The sequence below is a fragment of the Curvibacter sp. GW821-FHT01G03 genome, from assembly GCF_059422285.1.
This window is the reverse complement of record NZ_JBWKWP010000006.1, coordinates 55,402-70,892: the sequence shown is the minus strand read 5'-3', so window position 1 is coordinate 70,892 and position 15,491 is coordinate 55,402. Positions and strand designations below refer to the sequence as shown.

At 67.5% G+C, this 15,491-nt stretch carries 11 protein-coding genes; 5 read left to right on the top strand and 6 right to left on the bottom strand.

Annotation, left to right across the window (positions count from 1 at the left end):
• Positions 1 to 417 precede the first annotated feature (417 nt).
• Positions 418 to 2,649: a heavy metal translocating P-type ATPase gene (locus AC07VS_RS09760; RefSeq protein WP_494655877.1), complete on the top strand. Its 2,232-nt coding sequence runs from the start codon at positions 418 to 420 to the stop codon at positions 2,647 to 2,649.
• 133 nt (positions 2,650 to 2,782) lie between these two features.
• Positions 2,783 to 4,429, top strand: coding sequence for a methyl-accepting chemotaxis protein (locus tag AC07VS_RS09755; protein WP_494655878.1), 1,647 nt, complete (start codon positions 2,783 to 2,785; stop codon positions 4,427 to 4,429).
• Positions 4,430 to 4,474: 45 nt separating this feature from the next.
• Here AC07VS_RS09755 and AC07VS_RS09750 read toward each other — a convergent pair whose 3' ends face one another.
• Genes AC07VS_RS09750 through AC07VS_RS09725 form a run of 6 tightly spaced genes read right to left on the bottom strand, consistent with a single transcriptional unit; the run spans position 4,475 to position 12,470 of the window.
• Entirely contained in the window at positions 4,475 to 5,713 is a 1,239-nt protein-coding gene (locus AC07VS_RS09750; protein ID WP_494750849.1) for a beta-ketoacyl-[acyl-carrier-protein] synthase family protein, read from the bottom strand.
• Positions 5,710 to 5,979 carry an acyl carrier protein gene (locus AC07VS_RS09745; RefSeq protein WP_492349478.1) on the bottom strand — a complete coding sequence of 90 codons (270 nt, stop codon included), beginning with the start codon at positions 5,977 to 5,979 and terminating at the stop codon, positions 5,710 to 5,712. Before AC07VS_RS09745 ends, AC07VS_RS09750 begins: the two co-directional genes overlap by 4 nt.
• Positions 5,980 to 5,998: 19 nt before the next feature.
• Positions 5,999 to 6,823, bottom strand: coding sequence for an alpha/beta hydrolase (locus tag AC07VS_RS09740; RefSeq protein ID WP_492349479.1), 825 nt, complete (start codon positions 6,821 to 6,823; stop codon positions 5,999 to 6,001).
• 5 nt (positions 6,824 to 6,828) lie between these two features.
• Complete coding sequence (locus tag AC07VS_RS09735) at positions 6,829 to 9,912, bottom strand: efflux RND transporter permease subunit (RefSeq protein WP_492349480.1); 3,084 nt, start codon at positions 9,910 to 9,912, stop codon at positions 6,829 to 6,831.
• Entirely contained in the window at positions 9,909 to 11,141 is a 1,233-nt protein-coding gene (locus tag AC07VS_RS09730; RefSeq protein ID WP_494750848.1) for an efflux RND transporter periplasmic adaptor subunit, read from the bottom strand. The genes AC07VS_RS09735 and AC07VS_RS09730 overlap by 4 nt, the downstream gene beginning before the upstream one ends.
• A 48-nt stretch (positions 11,142 to 11,189) precedes the next feature.
• Positions 11,190 to 12,470, bottom strand: coding sequence for a TolC family protein (locus AC07VS_RS09725; RefSeq protein ID WP_494750847.1), 1,281 nt, complete (start codon positions 12,468 to 12,470; stop codon positions 11,190 to 11,192).
• Between the two features lie 209 nt (positions 12,471 to 12,679).
• On the opposite strand from AC07VS_RS09725, the gene AC07VS_RS09720 reads away from it, so the two are divergent.
• From AC07VS_RS09720 to AC07VS_RS09710, 3 genes are all read left to right on the top strand, one after another.
• Entirely contained in the window at positions 12,680 to 13,366 is a 687-nt protein-coding gene (locus AC07VS_RS09720; protein WP_492349483.1) for a response regulator transcription factor, read from the top strand.
• Positions 13,363 to 14,799 (top strand): sensor histidine kinase, encoded by a 1,437-nt coding sequence (locus AC07VS_RS09715; RefSeq protein WP_492349484.1) that lies wholly within the window; start codon positions 13,363 to 13,365, stop codon positions 14,797 to 14,799. The genes AC07VS_RS09720 and AC07VS_RS09715 overlap by 4 nt, the downstream gene beginning before the upstream one ends.
• Before the next feature lie 85 nt (positions 14,800 to 14,884).
• On the top strand, positions 14,885 to 15,463 hold the full coding sequence (locus tag AC07VS_RS09710) for a hemerythrin domain-containing protein (protein WP_027474890.1): 579 nt from the start codon (positions 14,885 to 14,887) through the stop codon (positions 15,461 to 15,463).
• Positions 15,464 to 15,491: the final 28 nt, after the last annotated feature.

Here is a 15,491-nt window from a genome sequence, read left to right as displayed (position 1 = left end):
AACAGCCTAATCCGTGTGATGAACCGGCTGGGGCGCGGCTCCAGCTTAGAGTCGCTGCGAGCCAAGATTCTGTTCACCGAAGGCGCATAAAAGCACGATCTATCTCGACCCCAGTTCGAATTGCGAGGTGAACCTAACCTGGCGATGGTGGATAAAGTTGCGGGTTACGGTACACCAGATGACGCTACGGCTCTAGCTTCCCCTAGTCGCATCGGGAAGCCAGTTCTGATGCCTAGGAAGAGCACCTCGAAGGCTGAACTCCCGCCCGCTCCACCGGAGCCATCGAAGAACTACGGGGCCGACATAAACACATAGGGACTGGAATACAGGCGGCTGTGAATCTTCAAACACAGCCCGATCTGGATATCCAACTTTTTCATTGACCTTGCCATGGTGGGAGGCTTTAGGCTTGCCAACATGACTTCTCCATCTTCGATTGACGCTTCCCCCCGGTCCGAGCCGGCTTCGACCGACGTCTGCACGCTGGACATCGGCATTGGCGGCATGACCTGTGCCTCTTGCGTGAGCCGGGTTGAGCGTGCGCTGCGCAAGGTGCCTGGTGTCCAGCAGGCCACCGTGAACCTGGCCACCGAATCGGCCCGGGTGGTGGTGCAGGCCAGCCCCCAGGCGGAAGCCCTGTTGCGTCGCTCGGTGCGGGACGCCGGTTATGAGCCCCGGGTGGCTGGCCTGGAAGATCCCGCCGAGCTGTCGCCGTGGTCGGGTTTCGGGCCGGTGGCCTTGGGTTTGCTGCTGTCATTGCCCCTGGTGGTGCCCATGTTGGGCGACCTGGCGGGCCGGCACTGGATGCTGCCGGCCTGGTGGCAATGGTTGTTGGCCACGCCGGTGCAGTTCGGTCTTGGCGCCCGTTTCTACAAGGCTGGCTGGCATGCCTTGAAAGCGGGCACGGGCAACATGGACCTGCTGGTGTCGCTGGGCACATCCGCAGGCTATGGCCTGTCGATCTGGCTGTGGCTGAACACGCCGCCCGATCAGATGCCCCACCTGTATTTCGAGGCCTCGGCCGTGGTGATCACCTTGGTTCTGCTGGGCAAGTGGCTGGAGGCCCGCGCCAAACGCCAGACCACCTCAGCGATCCGCGCCTTGCATGCCCTGCGTCCCGATCAGGCCCACTTGTTGACGGCCGAGGGCGAGGTGGACGTGCCCTTGGGTGAGGTGCTGGTAGGCGATCGGCTGGTGGTGCGACCGGGCGAACGCCTGCCCGTGGACGGTCTGGTGCAAGAGGGCGAGTCCCAGGTCGATGAATCCATGCTCACCGGCGAGCCTTTGCCGGTACCCAAGGCGCTGGGCGCAGTCCTGACCGGCGGCTCGATCAATGGCGAAGGCCGATTGCTGATGCAGGTGACGGCCGTGGGTCAGGAGACGGTGCTGGCAGCCATCATCCGGCTGGTGGAGGACGCCCAGGCGGGCAAGCCGCCCATCCAGCGGCTGGCCGACCAGGTGTCTGCCGTGTTTGTGCCGGTGGTGCTGGGCCTGGCCCTGATCACCCTCGGGGCCTGGTGGTGGCATGCCGGGGCCTTGGAGCCGGCGCTGATCCATGCGGTGGCGGTGCTGGTGATTGCCTGCCCCTGTGCGCTGGGCCTGGCCACACCGGCGGCCATCATGGCCGGAACCGGGGTGGCGGCACGCCATGGCATTCTCATCAAGGATGCCCAGGCGCTGGAATTGGCTCGCCGGGTCGACACCGTGGTGTTCGACAAGACCGGCACCCTGACCGTGGGACAGCCGCGCTTGCTGGCGTTCGAGCCCGCACCCGGCCTGGCGCCGTCGCCCTTGTTGCTGGCGGCGGCCAGTCTGCAGGCCGGCAGCGAGCACCCGCTGGCCCGGGCGGTGTTGGCCGAGGCCCAACAGCGTGGGCTGGTGTTGCAGGCGGCCAACGCGGTGCAGGCGGTGGTCGGGCGCGGCAGCCAGGGCGAGGTGGCCGGCCAGGCATGGCTGCTGGGCAGCTTGCGCTGGATGAATGAACTGGGGCTGGCCCCCGGCTGGTTGCCGGCGCCGCTGGCCGCCTTGCAAGCCCAGGGCGCGACGGTGTCGGTGCTGATGCGCCGCCGGCCCGAGGGGCTGGAGGCCTGCGCCTTGTTGGGTTTTGCCGATGAACCCAAACCGGGTGCGGCCCAGGCCCTGTCGGGGCTGCGCGATCGTGGGCTGCGGATCCTGATGCTGTCGGGGGACAACCGGGTCGCGGCGCTGGCCATGGGCCAACGCCTGGGCCTGGGCCCGGACGAGGTGGTGGCCGAGGTGCTGCCGGCCGACAAGGCGGCGCACATCCGCGATCTGAAACAGGCGGGTGCCACGGTGCTGATGGTGGGCGATGGCGTCAACGATGCCCCGGCTCTGGCCGCGGCCGATGTGGGCATGGCCATGGGAACCGGGACTGATGTGGCGATGCACGCTGCCGGCATCACGCTGATGCGTGGCGACGTGGCCCTGGTCGGCCAGGCGCTGGAGGTGTCACGGCGCACGGTGGCCAAGATCTGGCAGAACCTGTTCTGGGCGTTTGCCTACAACGTGGCGGGCCTGCCCCTGGCGGCATTGGGCTTCCTCAGCCCGGTGGTGGCCGGTGCTGCCATGGCCTTGAGCTCGGTCAGCGTGATGACCAATGCCCTGTTGCTCAAGCGCTGGAGACCCTGAAGTCGCTCGGGTTGTTCTGGACCTGTTTCAGACGTAAAAGTCTGGCAAACTGGGGAATTCTTCACACGTTGTGCCCTGTCCAGATTTCACAGGTGAGGCCTGTCATTTCTGAGTGCCACCCGGAGGTTCTTGTATGAATGTGTTTGCGCTGATGCGCTTGTTCACCATCCGCTTCCGGATGATCGGCGCCATTGCGGTGGTCTTGGGACTCTTGAGTCTGTTGGGCGGCGCCGGCATGCTGGGCATGTTCCGCATCCAGACCATGAGTGAGGATTTCATGACCCACTCCTATGCCTCGATGGGCAATCTGGCGGAGTTGCGCGCCGAACTGGGGCAGGCCCGCCGGTTCGAGAAGGACATGATCATCCAGTACGAGAAGCCCGAGCAGGTCAAGCAACTGCGGGCCAAATGGCTGGAGTCGCTGGGCCGGGCTGATCAGATGATCAAGCGCATGGCCAGCAGCGAAACCATGGGCAACAAGCCTGAACTGGAAACCGTGGGCCAGAAGCTGGTGGCCTACCGAGATCAGTTTGCCTCGGTGGCCAATCAACTGGAGTCGGGCGGGTATGAGTCCGCGACCACTGCCAACCGCATGAGCGCTCGCTCGGTGGCCCAGTACGACGAGGCTGAGAAGGCCGTGGCCGCCATCGAAAAGAGCCTGACGGCCCAGGTCAATGAAGCCGTGGCCGATCAGGCCCGGGTGTCCAAGCAGACCCAACTGCTGTTTGCGGCAGCCGTGGTGATCACGGTGATCGTGGTGGTGCCCCTGACCCTGCTGAACATGCACTCGATCTGCCGCCCACTGGAGGTGGCCCGCCAGGCCGCGCAGGCCATTGCCGGGGGCGATCTGTCGCGCCGCATCGAGGCCGAGGGCAAAGACGAGGTGACCGATCTGCTGAACGCCCTGGCCGACATGCAGGCCGGGCTCGGTTCCATGGTGTCGCAGGTGCGTGACGCCAGCGAAAGCATTGCCACTGCCAGCCATGAGATTGCCTCGGGCAACCAGGATCTGTCGGGCCGCACCGAGCAGACGGCATCCAACGTGCAGGCCACGGTGTCGTCCATCAGCAACCTGACGGGCAATGTGCAGCAGACGGCCTCGTCGGCTCAGTTGGCCAACCAGCTCTCGGGTTCGGCTTCTACCGCCGCGGTGCGCGGCGGCTCGGTGGTGCGCCAGGCCATCAGCAGCATGCATGAGATCTCGGCCTCCAGCCGCAAGATCAACGACATCATCGGACTGATCGACACCATCGCCTTCCAGACCAACATCCTGGCCCTGAACGCAGCCGTCGAAGCGGCCCGTGCCGGGGAACAGGGGCGTGGCTTTGCCGTGGTGGCCAGCGAAGTGCGTGGCCTGGCCCAGCGCTCGGCCGAGGCCGCCAGCGAAATCAAGGGCTTGATCAAGAACAGCGTGAGCGCAGTCGATGGCGGCGTGAAGCTGGTCGAAGACGCGGGGTCGGCCATGGACGAGATCGTTTCCGGCGTGCAGCGCGTGAGCGACATCATCGGCGAGATCACGGCCGCGGCCTCCGAGCAGTCCACCGGCATTGGCGATGTGAACCAGTCCGTGAACCAGATCGATCAGATGACCCAGCAGAACGCGGCCCTGGTCGAGCAGTCGGCCGCCGCCGCCGAATCGCTGCGTGAGCAGGCGGATCGCCTGGCCAGCGTGGTGCGCCAGTTCCGCCTGAGCGATCAGCACGCCAGTGCGGTCCAAAGCAGCCGCCGGGGCGGCTACCTGGGTTCGTCGGCTGGCGAACCCCATCTGCTGGGCATGTGAACCCGGCATGAACCGGCCCCGCGCAGGGCCGGTTCGCGGCACTCTTCAAGTCAGGCTGGCAATCAGCACGGCGTTGGTGCCGCCAAAGGCGAATGAATTCGACATCGCGTGGCGCAAGCTAGGCACGGCGCGGGCTGCACCGGTGACCAGGTCCAGTGCAAAGGCCGGGTCAGCCTGGTGGAGGTGGGCGGTGGGAGGCACCTGGCCAGTGGCCAGGGCTTGCAACGCCACCACCAGTTCCATGGCGCCACCGGCCCCCAGCAGATGCCCATGAATGGCCTTGGTGGAACTGACCGCCACCCCTCGTTCCCCGAACACCGTTTGCAGCGATTCGGCCTCGGCACGGTCGCCGGCCTGGGTGGCTGTGCCGTGGGCATTCACGTAGCCAATGTCTTGTGGCTGCAGGCCGGCATCACGCAGGGCGGCCTGCATGGCGCGCACCTGGCCGGCTGCATCGGGCTGGCTGATGTGGCGGGCATCGCTGTTGGTGGCGTAACCTGACAGGCACAGCGTGTGCTGGGCACCCCGGGCCAGGGCATGGGCCGGGCTTTCCAACACCAGGGCCGCAGCGCCTTCGCCCATGGCGAACCCGTGCCGGTCGGCCGAGAAAGGGCGGCAGGCCGAGGCCGCCAGGCTGCCTTCAGGACCGGTCGGGGCCATGACCCGCATGGCTTGCCAACTGGCCAGCACGCCGGGGCTGAGCATGGATTCATGGCCGCCCACCACCGCCACATCGATCCAGCCGCCCCGCAGGGCACGCAGGGCCTCGCCGATGGCCACGGCCGACGAGGCACAGGCACAGGCGTAGGTCAGTGAGGGGCCGCGGATGCCGAGCTGCAGGCTGATCTCGGCCACTGCGGCATTGGGCATGGTGCTCAGCACGGTGGTCGGGCGCAGGCGCTTGTGCTCGCCGTACAAGGTGTGGCAACTGGCGTCGAAGCTGTGTGCACCGGCCATGCCGCTGCCCCAGTACAGGCCGACGCGCTCGGCATCGAGCCCCGCCATGTCCAGCCCGCTGGCGGCCCAGGCCGACTGGGCCGCCGTCAGGGCCATCGAGGTGCCACGGTCGGCCGGCACCCGTGAAGGGGTGCGCACCGCACCGTCGTTGAAATCGCAGCGGGCCAGAGGCAGGATCACCGGGTCGATGCCCGGCAGGTCGAGCAGCCAGGGGCCGACCGCGGATTCACCGGCCATCACCTTGGCCTGGAAGGCTTCCGGGGTGTGGCCCAGGGGGCTGATCAGGCCCAGGCCCGCTACCCCGATGCGGGCTGCGGTGCTGCTCATGCGCCTGCAGGTTTAGGGCTGGTGCCCAGGTGTTCGCGGATCACGCCGGCCAGGTGCTGCAGGGTGATGCCACCCTGGCGCGGGTCCAGGCGTTCTTCGGGAATGCGAAGCTGAAATGCGTCTTCAATGGCGAAGACGAATTCCATCAGGGCCAGCGAGTCCAGACCCAGGTCCTCGAGGGCCGCGTCGGGCTTGACCCGTTCGGCTTCGATGTGGAACTTGTCCACCAGGATCTGGGCAATGGTCTGGTCGATATCGGGAGTCATGTTGGAGGCGGCTGGCAGCTCAGATCGGGGGCACAGGAGAGCTCGCGGGCAGCGAGCGCACGAAATCGACGGTTTCGCGAACAACTTGCTGCCGATCATTGTCGATACTGATCATGTGAAAGCTGTTTCTGACGGTAACCGTCTTGAGTGAGACAGGCGCGGATGATAGTCCAACTGCCAGCAGACGCAGATTGTCCGGGCTGGCAACCTCGTCTTCTTCGGCATGCAAAGCCAGGATGTGGGGGCAGATGACCTGGCCCAGATGTCGTCGCAGGCGGCGCAGCAGCCGGTCGTTTTCGCGCAGGTAGCTCACGCCCAGGGTGGCACTGCCCGCACGTGACACCCGCCGGTTCTCCAGCTCGCGCGCGATCCAGGCCCGGATGCGCTCGTTCTTGACACCATAGGGGGGCTTTTCCTTGTACTGCCACAGCCGCCCGATCGGGGTGTACAGCGCCAGCGGCAACAGAAAATGCCAGGGTGGAATGGCCCAGCCGTCGTAGCGCAGGGTGGTGGACATCAGCACCAGGCCGTCCACCGGGGTGGCCGGGTCCATGGCGGCACTCAGGGCCAGGCCGGCCCCGGCCGAGATGCCGACCAGCACCACGCGCTGGTGGCTTTCGCGCTGATGGCGCACGCAGGCGTGCACGGCCCGGACCCAGTGCTCAAAGCGCTGGGCCGGTGCCTCGGGGTGCTCGGCATCGAAGGAATAGCCTGCGATCTGCAAGGGAACCACACTGCAGCCCAACTGACGCAAGGGGCCGTTCACGCTCAGCAACTCGTCGGGTGTGCTGCACAGGCCGTGCAGCAACACCACGGCCGTACTGGGCAGGGCAGCCTGGGTCATGGCCTTCAGGAGGCACCTTCGCTGGTCTTGGCGTTCTTGGCCCGCGAGAACCACGACACGTACAGCGAGGGCAGCACGACCAGGGTGAGCAGGGTGGCCGTGACCAGGCCGCCGATGACCACGATGGCCAGCGGGCGCTGGGTTTCGGAGCCGATCTCACGCGACAGTGCCATGGGCAGCAGGCCCAGGGCGGCCAGCATGGCCGTCATGAGCACGGTGCGCAGGCGTTGCATGGAACCGATGCGGGCCGCTTCGTACACCGTGTGGCCGGCCTTGCGCAACTGCTGGAACACCGAGAGCATCACCACCCCGTTGAGCACGGCCTGGCCGCTCAGGGCAATGAAGCCGATGGCCGCTGACACCGACAACGGGATGCCGAAGATCCAAAGTGCCACAAACCCGCCCACCAGGGCCAAAGGCACGTTGAGCAGGATCAGCGAGGCCATCTTGAAGGACTTGAAGGCATCGAACAGCAGCACAAAGATCAGCAGCAGCGAAATCGGTACCACCACGGACAGGCGCTTCATGGCGCGTTCCTGGTTTTCGAACTCACCCGACCAGTTCACCACATAGCCGGCCGGGATGTCGATCTTGGCGACCCGGGCCTTCATGTCGGCCACCACCGAGCCCATGTCGCGGTCCTTGATGAAGATGCCGATGGCGGTGGTGCGCCGGCCGGCCTCACGGGCGATGTTCATGGCGCCGCTGGTTTCGGTGATGTGCGTCACCGCACCCAGTTGCACATAGCCACCGTCGGCCGTGGGGATGGGGGTGCGTTCCAGCTTGGCCACCAGGCGGTCTTCGGCGGGCAGGCGCACGGCCACGGCAAACTTGCGCTCGCCTTCCCACAGGCTGGTGGCGGCCTTGCCGGCCAGGGCGGCCTCGATCACGTCCTGGATGTCGCCCACGTTGAGGCCGTAGCGGGCGGCCCGGTCGCGGTCGATGTCGATCAACAACTGCGGCACCTGGCCGTCGCGGTCGATCTCGGCCCGCGACACCCCCTGCACCTGCTTGACCTCACGCGTGATGGCTTCGGTGATGCGGCGCATCTCGGCCAGGTCGTCACCCGCGAGCTTGATCACGATCTGCCCCTTGATCTGGGAGATCGATTCGAGCACGTTGTCGCGGATCGGCTGCGAGAAGGCCGGGTCGATGCTGGGGATGGCCGACAGGGCGTGGTCCATCTCGTCAATGATCTTGTCGTGCGTCATGCCGGCACGCCATTCGTGCTCGGGCTTCAAGTCCACAAAGATCTCGGCCATGCTGATGGTCTTGGGGTCGGTGCCGTCTTCGGGCTGGCCGGCCTTGGACACGGTGGTGCGCACCTCGGGCACGGTCAGCAAGGCCTTGCGTGCCATGCGCAGGATGCGGGCCGCCTCTTCGGTCGACACGTTGGGTGACAGTGCGAAGTTGATCCAGGTGGTGCCTTCGTTCAACTCAGGCAGGAACTCCGAGCCCAGGCGCGAGGCCACCACGCCCGACATGGCGAAGGCCGCCACGGCAATGCCCAGCACCTTGCGGCGGTGGTTCAGCGCCCAGCCCAGCACGGGCTCATACAAGCCCTTGGCGGCGGTCACCACGCGGTTGTCGTGGTGGGGCAGTTTGCGGCGCAGCATCCAGTAGGCCAGCAGCGGCACCAGGGTGAGCGAGAACACCAGCGAGCCGATCAGGGCCGTGGTCACCGACAAGGCCATGGGCTGGAAGATGCGGCCTTCGTGGCGCTGCAGCGCAAAGATGGGGATGTGCGCGGCAATGATGATCAGCATCGAGAACAGCGTGGGGCGGCCCACTTCGTTGGCCGCGTCGATGATGGTCTGCTTGCGCTCCGAATCGGGCATGTCCTCGCGGTTCTGCGCCAGCCGGTGCAGGATGTTCTCGATCACGATGACGGCGCCGTCGACGATGATGCCGAAGTCCATGGCCCCCAGGCTCAGCAGGTTGGCCGGCACGCCCATGATCTTCAGGCCCATGAAGGTGGCCAACAGGGCCAGCGGGATCACCACCACCACGGCCAGGCTGGCGCGCAGGTTGGACAGGAAGATGTAGAGCACCAGCGACACCAGCACCGCGCCCTCGACCAGGTTGCGGAACACCGTGGTGAGGGTCTTGTCCATCAGCCAGGTGCGGTCGTAGAAGGGCTCGATCTTCACGCCCGGGGGCAGACCTCGCTCATTGAGCTCGGCGATCTTGTCTTTCACACCCTTGAGCACCACGCTCGGGTTCTCGCCCTTGCGCATGATCACGATGCCGGTCACCACGTCGTCGTCCAGGTCCTGGCCGACCACGCCCAGACGGGGCACGGCGCCGATCTTCACTTGCGCGATGTCGCGGATCAGGATCGGGGTGCCGTTGCGTGCGGCCACCACGATGCGGCCGATGTCTTCCGACGACTTGAGCAGGCCCAGGCCGCGGATGGTGTACTGCTGAGCCCCCTGGGCCACATAGCTGCCGCCCGCGTTCGAGTTGCCACGCCCCAGGGCATCGAGCAGGTTCTGGAAGTTGAGGCGGTAGGCGCGCAGCTTGTCCAGGTCGGGTTGCACCTCGTACTGCTTGATCGAGCCGCCCATCGCCACCACATCGGCCACGCCGGGCACCTGGCGCAGCGCACGTTCGGCCACCCAGTCTTCCAGGGTGCGCAGGTCGGTGGTGCTCAGCCCGTCGCCGCGCAGGCGATAGCGCATGATTTCACCCACGGGGGTGGCGTTGGGCGCGATCTCGGCCTCGACGCCGGCGGGCAGGTCCACGCCGCGCAGGCGCTCACTGACCTGCTGGCGCACCAGGTTCACATCGGCCTTGTCGTCGTAGGTGACGACCATGAAGCTCAGCCCGAACTGGGTGTGCGAGAAGACACGGATCGAATTCGGCAGCCCCGACAGGGCCACCTCGATCGGCAGCGTGACCTGCTTTTCCACCTCTTCGGCGGCCCGCCCCGGGAACAGCGTGATCACCGTGACCTGGGTGTCGGTGACGTCGGGAAAGGCCTCGACCGACAGGTTCTTGAAGGCGATCACCCCGGCCAGGGCAAACAGCAGGGTGCCCAGGACGATGAACAGCGGTTGGTAGAGCGCGTACTGGATCAGGCGTCTCATGGGGCGTTCCCTTTGCCGGTGCTCTCTTTGCCTTCAGTGGCGGGGGCGCTCTTCGGGCTGTCGCTGCGGCCGATCGAGTCTTCCTGGGCCACGTGGAACTGGCGTGCCAGCAGCAGGGCGTTGTCCGACACCACCAACTCGCCGGCCTGCAGGCCCTTGCTCACCACGACCTCTTTGGGCCCCTGGTGCACCAGGGTGACGTCACGCGGCTCGAACACCCCGGGTTGGGTCTGCACGAACACCGCATGGTGGGTGCCATTGAGGGTGATGGCGGCCGCGGGTACGACCACACCGCTGCTGAAGGTCTGGTGCACGCGGGCGGTGGCCAGCATCTCGGCTTTCAGGCGCCGGTCGGCATTGGCCACCAGGCCACGGACCTTGATGGTGCGGGTGCTGGGGTCGATGAAATCGGACGCTGCCAGCACCTTGCCCTGGAACAGGGTGCCTGGGTAGGCCGCCACTTCCAGCTCGAAGCTGGCACCGGGCTTGAGGATGCCGGTGTCGATCTCGCGGGCATCGATCTGCACCCACAGCGAGGCTGGGTCGCTGACCACGAACAGGGCCGGTACGCCGGGCCCCGATTGGTCGGGCCGCAGTTCCTGGCCGGGGTTGAGGTTGCGCTCCACCACCACACCGGCGATGCCGCTGCTCAGGCTGAGCTGCTGGTTGACCTGGGCCGAGCCGCCATACAGGGCGGTGCGGGCCTGGGCGCGGGCCACTTCGGCCTGGGCGCGCGAGGCGTCAGCCTCGCTTTGCTCCAGATCCTTGCGCGCAATGATGCCGGCGGCAAACAGTTCGCGCTGGCGCTGCACGGCCTGGTTCATCAGGCGGGCATCGACCTGGGCGCGCGCGGTGTCGGCCTGGGCCTGGCCGAAATCGGGCGAAGCCAGATGGGCCAGGGCCGAGCCGGGCTGCACGCGTTGGCCCACGTCGGCATCGATGCGGGTGACCCGGCCGGCAAAGGCGGGGTAGATGCGCTGGGTGCGTTCTTCATTCCAGACCATGCGCGCGGGCAGTTCGACCGTGATGTCCTGGGCGGGCCGGGCGGCCTGGGTGGGCAGCAGGGCCAGTTGGAGGTGACCGGCCGGAAAGCGCAACTGCTGGCCCTGCACGATGGGGGTGGCGGGTTGCGGGGCGGCATTGGGCGTGGGGGCTGGGCCGCAGGCCGACAGCAGCGCGCTGGTCAGAACAGCGAGGGTGCAGAGGCGATGGAGTGGGAGCTTGCGCATGGGGTAGGCAGAAGTGGGTTGGGGCGCCGTGAAAGGGGGCCGTGTGAATCAGGGGTTGGCCAGCAGGCGCTGGGGTTGGGTGCGCAACAGCCACAGGCCTTGGGCACGGGCGTGCTCGGCGCGCGCGTTGACGGCTTCGATCAGGGTGGCACGCAGCGTCCGGCGAGCATCGAGCAGATCCACCAGCGGGATGGCACCTTTGCTGTAGGCCAGCTCGGCGCCGGCCGCCACCTGGCGCGCGCGCGGCAGGATCTCGGTCTCGTAGCTGCGGGCCTGGGCCAGGGTGCCCAGCAGGCTTTGCTGCAGGCTTTGCAGCTCCAGCAAGGCGTTCAGGCGCACGCGTTCGAGCAGGGTGCGGGCCTGGTTCAGGCCCGCCAGGGCGCGGGCGATCTCGCCCTGGTAGGCGTAGTGGGTCTGCAGCGGCATCTGCAGGCGCAGCTCCAGCAGGCGGGTCGAGGTGCCGGGGTAGTGGTCCAGCGAGGCCCCCACGGTGATGTCGCTGCGGGTCAGTGCCTGGGCGTTGTCCAGCGCGGACTGCGCGGCATCCACGCGGGCCTGGGCGGCGCGCACATCGGCGCGGGCATCGACCACGGCCGCCAGGTCGGTGCCGGTGTCCGGTGGGGTCAGGGCCGGCCAGTCGGGGGCTACTTCCAGCGCGGTGGCCGTGCTGCGGCCCAGCACCTGGCTCAGGGCCGCGCCGGCACGTTGGCGCTCCAGCTCGGCCAGGCGCACATCACCCTGGGCGCGCTGGGCCTCGATCTCGGTGCGGGCGGCATCCTGGGCTGCCAGGTCGCCGGCGCGCACGCGCTGGGCCGCGGTGCCGGCCAGCTGGCTGGCGCTCTGGCTGATGGCGCGCACTTCGGCCAGCCGCTCCTGGGCCGCCAACAGATCGTAGAAGCCAGTCAGCCCGGCTTGCAGTTGCAGCACCCGGGTGTCGTCCACATCGGCCTGGGCCGCATCCGCCGCACGTTGCGCCGACAGCGTGCGCAAGGCCCGCTTGTTGCCGCGTTCCCAGGTCCAGTCCAGGCCGACGCTTTTGTCGATGCGCTTCTCATTGAGCACGCTGCCGCTGCCCAACCCATGCTGCAGGTCCATCTGGCTGGCCTTGGTGGTCAGCACCGGCAGCGGGGCGTGGTCGGCGCTGACGATGTCGGCCCGCGCCGCCGCTGCCAGCTCGTTGGAGAACTGCACGTCAAGGTTGTTGCGGGCCCCCTGCAACACCTGCTCCAGGCGCAGCACGGAGGGGGTGGGCGCGGCCGTCTGGGCCAGCGCGGCCGTGACGCAGGCACAGGCCAGCGTCACGGCCATGGAAATCTGTCGGATGCTCATCGTTACAGCTTATGCCTCATGGTCCCTGACCTGAACCTGACCAGGACCTGACTTTTGGGTGTTTTCCCCAGGTTCACGGAGCGCCAATGGCCTTGGGCAGACCGGTCAACCGGGGGGACGGCGTTTGCCTCGTGCCGCCGAACACCTTGGCGCAGGCAAGGTGGGCGAATCGGGGTAGGCTTGCATCCTGCCATTCAGGAATGACAAGCATGCGAATTCTGGTGATTGAAGACGACGCCGTGCTCCGGGACGTGATGGTGCGCAGCCTGAGTGAGGCGGGCCACCGGGTGGATGAGGCCGCCACACTGGGTGAGGCCGACCATTTCTGGCGCATCCAGCTGTTTGATGCGGTGCTGCTCGATCTGAACCTGCCCGTGGGCCAGGTGGGCCAGGGCCTGGGCAGCGGCCTGACCCTGCTGCGGGCCGCCCGGGCCCGCGGGGACCAGGTGCCGGTGCTGGTGCTGACGGCCCGCGACCGCACCGAGGAGCGCATCGCCGGCCTGGATGCCGGGGCCGACGACTACCTGGGCAAGCCCTTTGACCTGGCCGAGGTCGAGGCCCGCTTGCGGGCCCTGGTGCGGCGCAGCCAGGGCACCCAGGACATCACCACCGTGGGCACCCTGACGCTGGACCGCAAGGCGCGCCGCCTGAGCCTGCAGGGCGACTGGTTCGAGCTGCCCGCGCGCGAGTTCGAGGTGCTGTGGGAGCTGATGACCCCACCGGGCCGGGTGGTCAGCAAACGCACCCTGGCTGACAAGCTGTCGGGCTTTGACGAAGCCCTGGCCGACAACGCCCTGGAGGCCTTCATCTCGCGGCTGCGCAAAAAGCTGGTGGGCAGCGGTGCCAGCATCCGCACCCTGCGCGGCCTGGGCTACCTGCTGGAGGCCGAGGCATGACGGGCGCCGCCGGGGCGGCCACCCTGGCCCTGCCTTCTCTGCGCTCGCGGCTGCTGCGCCATGTGTTGCTGCCCCTGGGCCTGACCTGGCTGGCCGGGGCCGTGGTCTCGATCTCGCTGGCGCGCCATTTCACCCAGGCGGCCTACGACCGGTCTTTGCTGGATGACGCGTATTCGGTGGCCAGCAATGTGCGCGCCAACGATGCCGGTCTGGAGCTGATGCTGTCTTCGCGCGAGGTGCGGGCGGTGCTGTTCGACCAGGTTGAGAGCGTGTACTTTGCGGTACGCCGGCCCGACGGCAGCCTGCTGGCCGGGCACTCGGGGCTCAACATGCCGCCGATCTCCGACACCGACGAAGCCGTGTATGGCTTTGCCGACATCTACTACCAGGGCAAGCCGCTGCGGGCGGTGCGCCTGCGCCGATCCGAGCCGCTGGCCTTCGAGGTCATCATGGCCCAGACCACGCAGAGCCGCAGCGCACTGCTGCGCAACCTGCTGCTGTACTCGGTGATCCCTGAGGTGCTGCTGTTGGTGCTGCTGGCGGCCTGGCTGGGGCGCGCCATCCGCACCGAGTTGCAGCCCCTGGCCCGCCTGCAGCAGGCCCTGGGCCAGCGCAACGCCCAGGACCTGACGCCTTTGCAGGTGCAGGCCAACACCCGCGACGTGCACCTGCTGGAGGATTCGCTCAATGCCCTGCTGGCCCGGGTGGCCCGCGGCGTGCAGGCCCAGCGTGAGTTTGCCGGCAACGTGGCGCATGAGCTGCGCACCCCGCTGGCCGGCATCCGGGCTCTGGCCGAATATGGCCTGGCCCAGCGCGAGCCCGAGGCCTGGCGCATGCAGTTGCAGCGCATCGTGGGCAGCGAGGCGCGTGCCAGCCACCTGGTCGATCAATTGCTGGCCCTGGCCCTGGCCGACGAGGCCCGCACCCAGATGCAGGCCGTGCCGGTGGCCCTCGATGAGCTGGTACGCGATGCGGTGTTGCGCCTGCTGCCGCGTGCCGATGCCGCCGGCATCGACCTGGGCGGGCGCGGGCTGGATGAGCCGCTGCGCGTGATGGGCCACCCTACGCTGCTGGAAGGCATTCTCAACAACCTGCTGGACAACGCCCTGCGCTATGGGCGACCGGCCTCGGGCGAGGGTGGCAGCATCACCGTCGAGTTGCAGCGCCAGGCCGACGGGGTGCACCTGTCGGTGATCGACAACGGCCCCGGCATCCCGGGGGCCGAGCGCGAACGGATCCTGCAGCGTTGGGTGCAGGGCGAGGAGCGCGAATGGATGGGCGAAGGCGTGGGCCTGGGCATGGCCATCGTGTCGCGCTATGCGCAGTTGCTGGGCGCGCGCTTCGAGCTGGGCCGGGGCCCGGACGGGCAAGGCCTGAAGGCGGGCATCGTGCTGCCCCCGGAACTGTTGATCGAGCCTGGCGCCTCGCTTTGAGGCGCGGCACTTGATCTGGGTCAGGGACTTGCGCCGGGCGGCGTGGCACGCTCGTGCTCTTCTCACAGACACCCCGGGGCACACCATGGCACAAGAATGCATCAAGGTCATCCAGGAAGAACACACGGCGCTGGCGGCCATGCTGCGCTCCATGCTGATGATGCTCGACCGGGGGCCGGGTGACGAGCCAGAAAGCTTCTTTGACGTCATGCGGGCGATGCTGTTCTACATCGATGAATTCCCCGAACGCCTGCACCACCCGAAAGAGTCGGACCTGCTGTTTCCGCGGGTGGCGCGGCATTCGCCGCATGTGATGACGGTGGTCGAGCAACTGGAGCGCGACCACATGAAGGGCGAGACCGCGGTGCGCGAGCTGCAGCACCTGCTGCTGGCCTGGGAGCTGATGGGCGACGGCCGCCGCAAGCGCTTCGAAGATGAGTTGCGCCGCTACATCGATTTTTACCTCGATCACATGCGGCTTGAAGAGACCGTGATCATTCCCGAAGCCCGCAAGGTGCTCGACGAGGGCGACTGGAAGGCCCTGGACGAGGCCTTCCTGAGCAATGCCGACCCGCTGGTCAACCCCAGCCTTCGCGACCCGGCCTACGACCGACTGTTCACCCGCATCGTGATGCGGGCGCCCAGCCCGGTGGGCCTGGGCTGAACGCCCGGTCAGGGCCTGTCCACAAGCC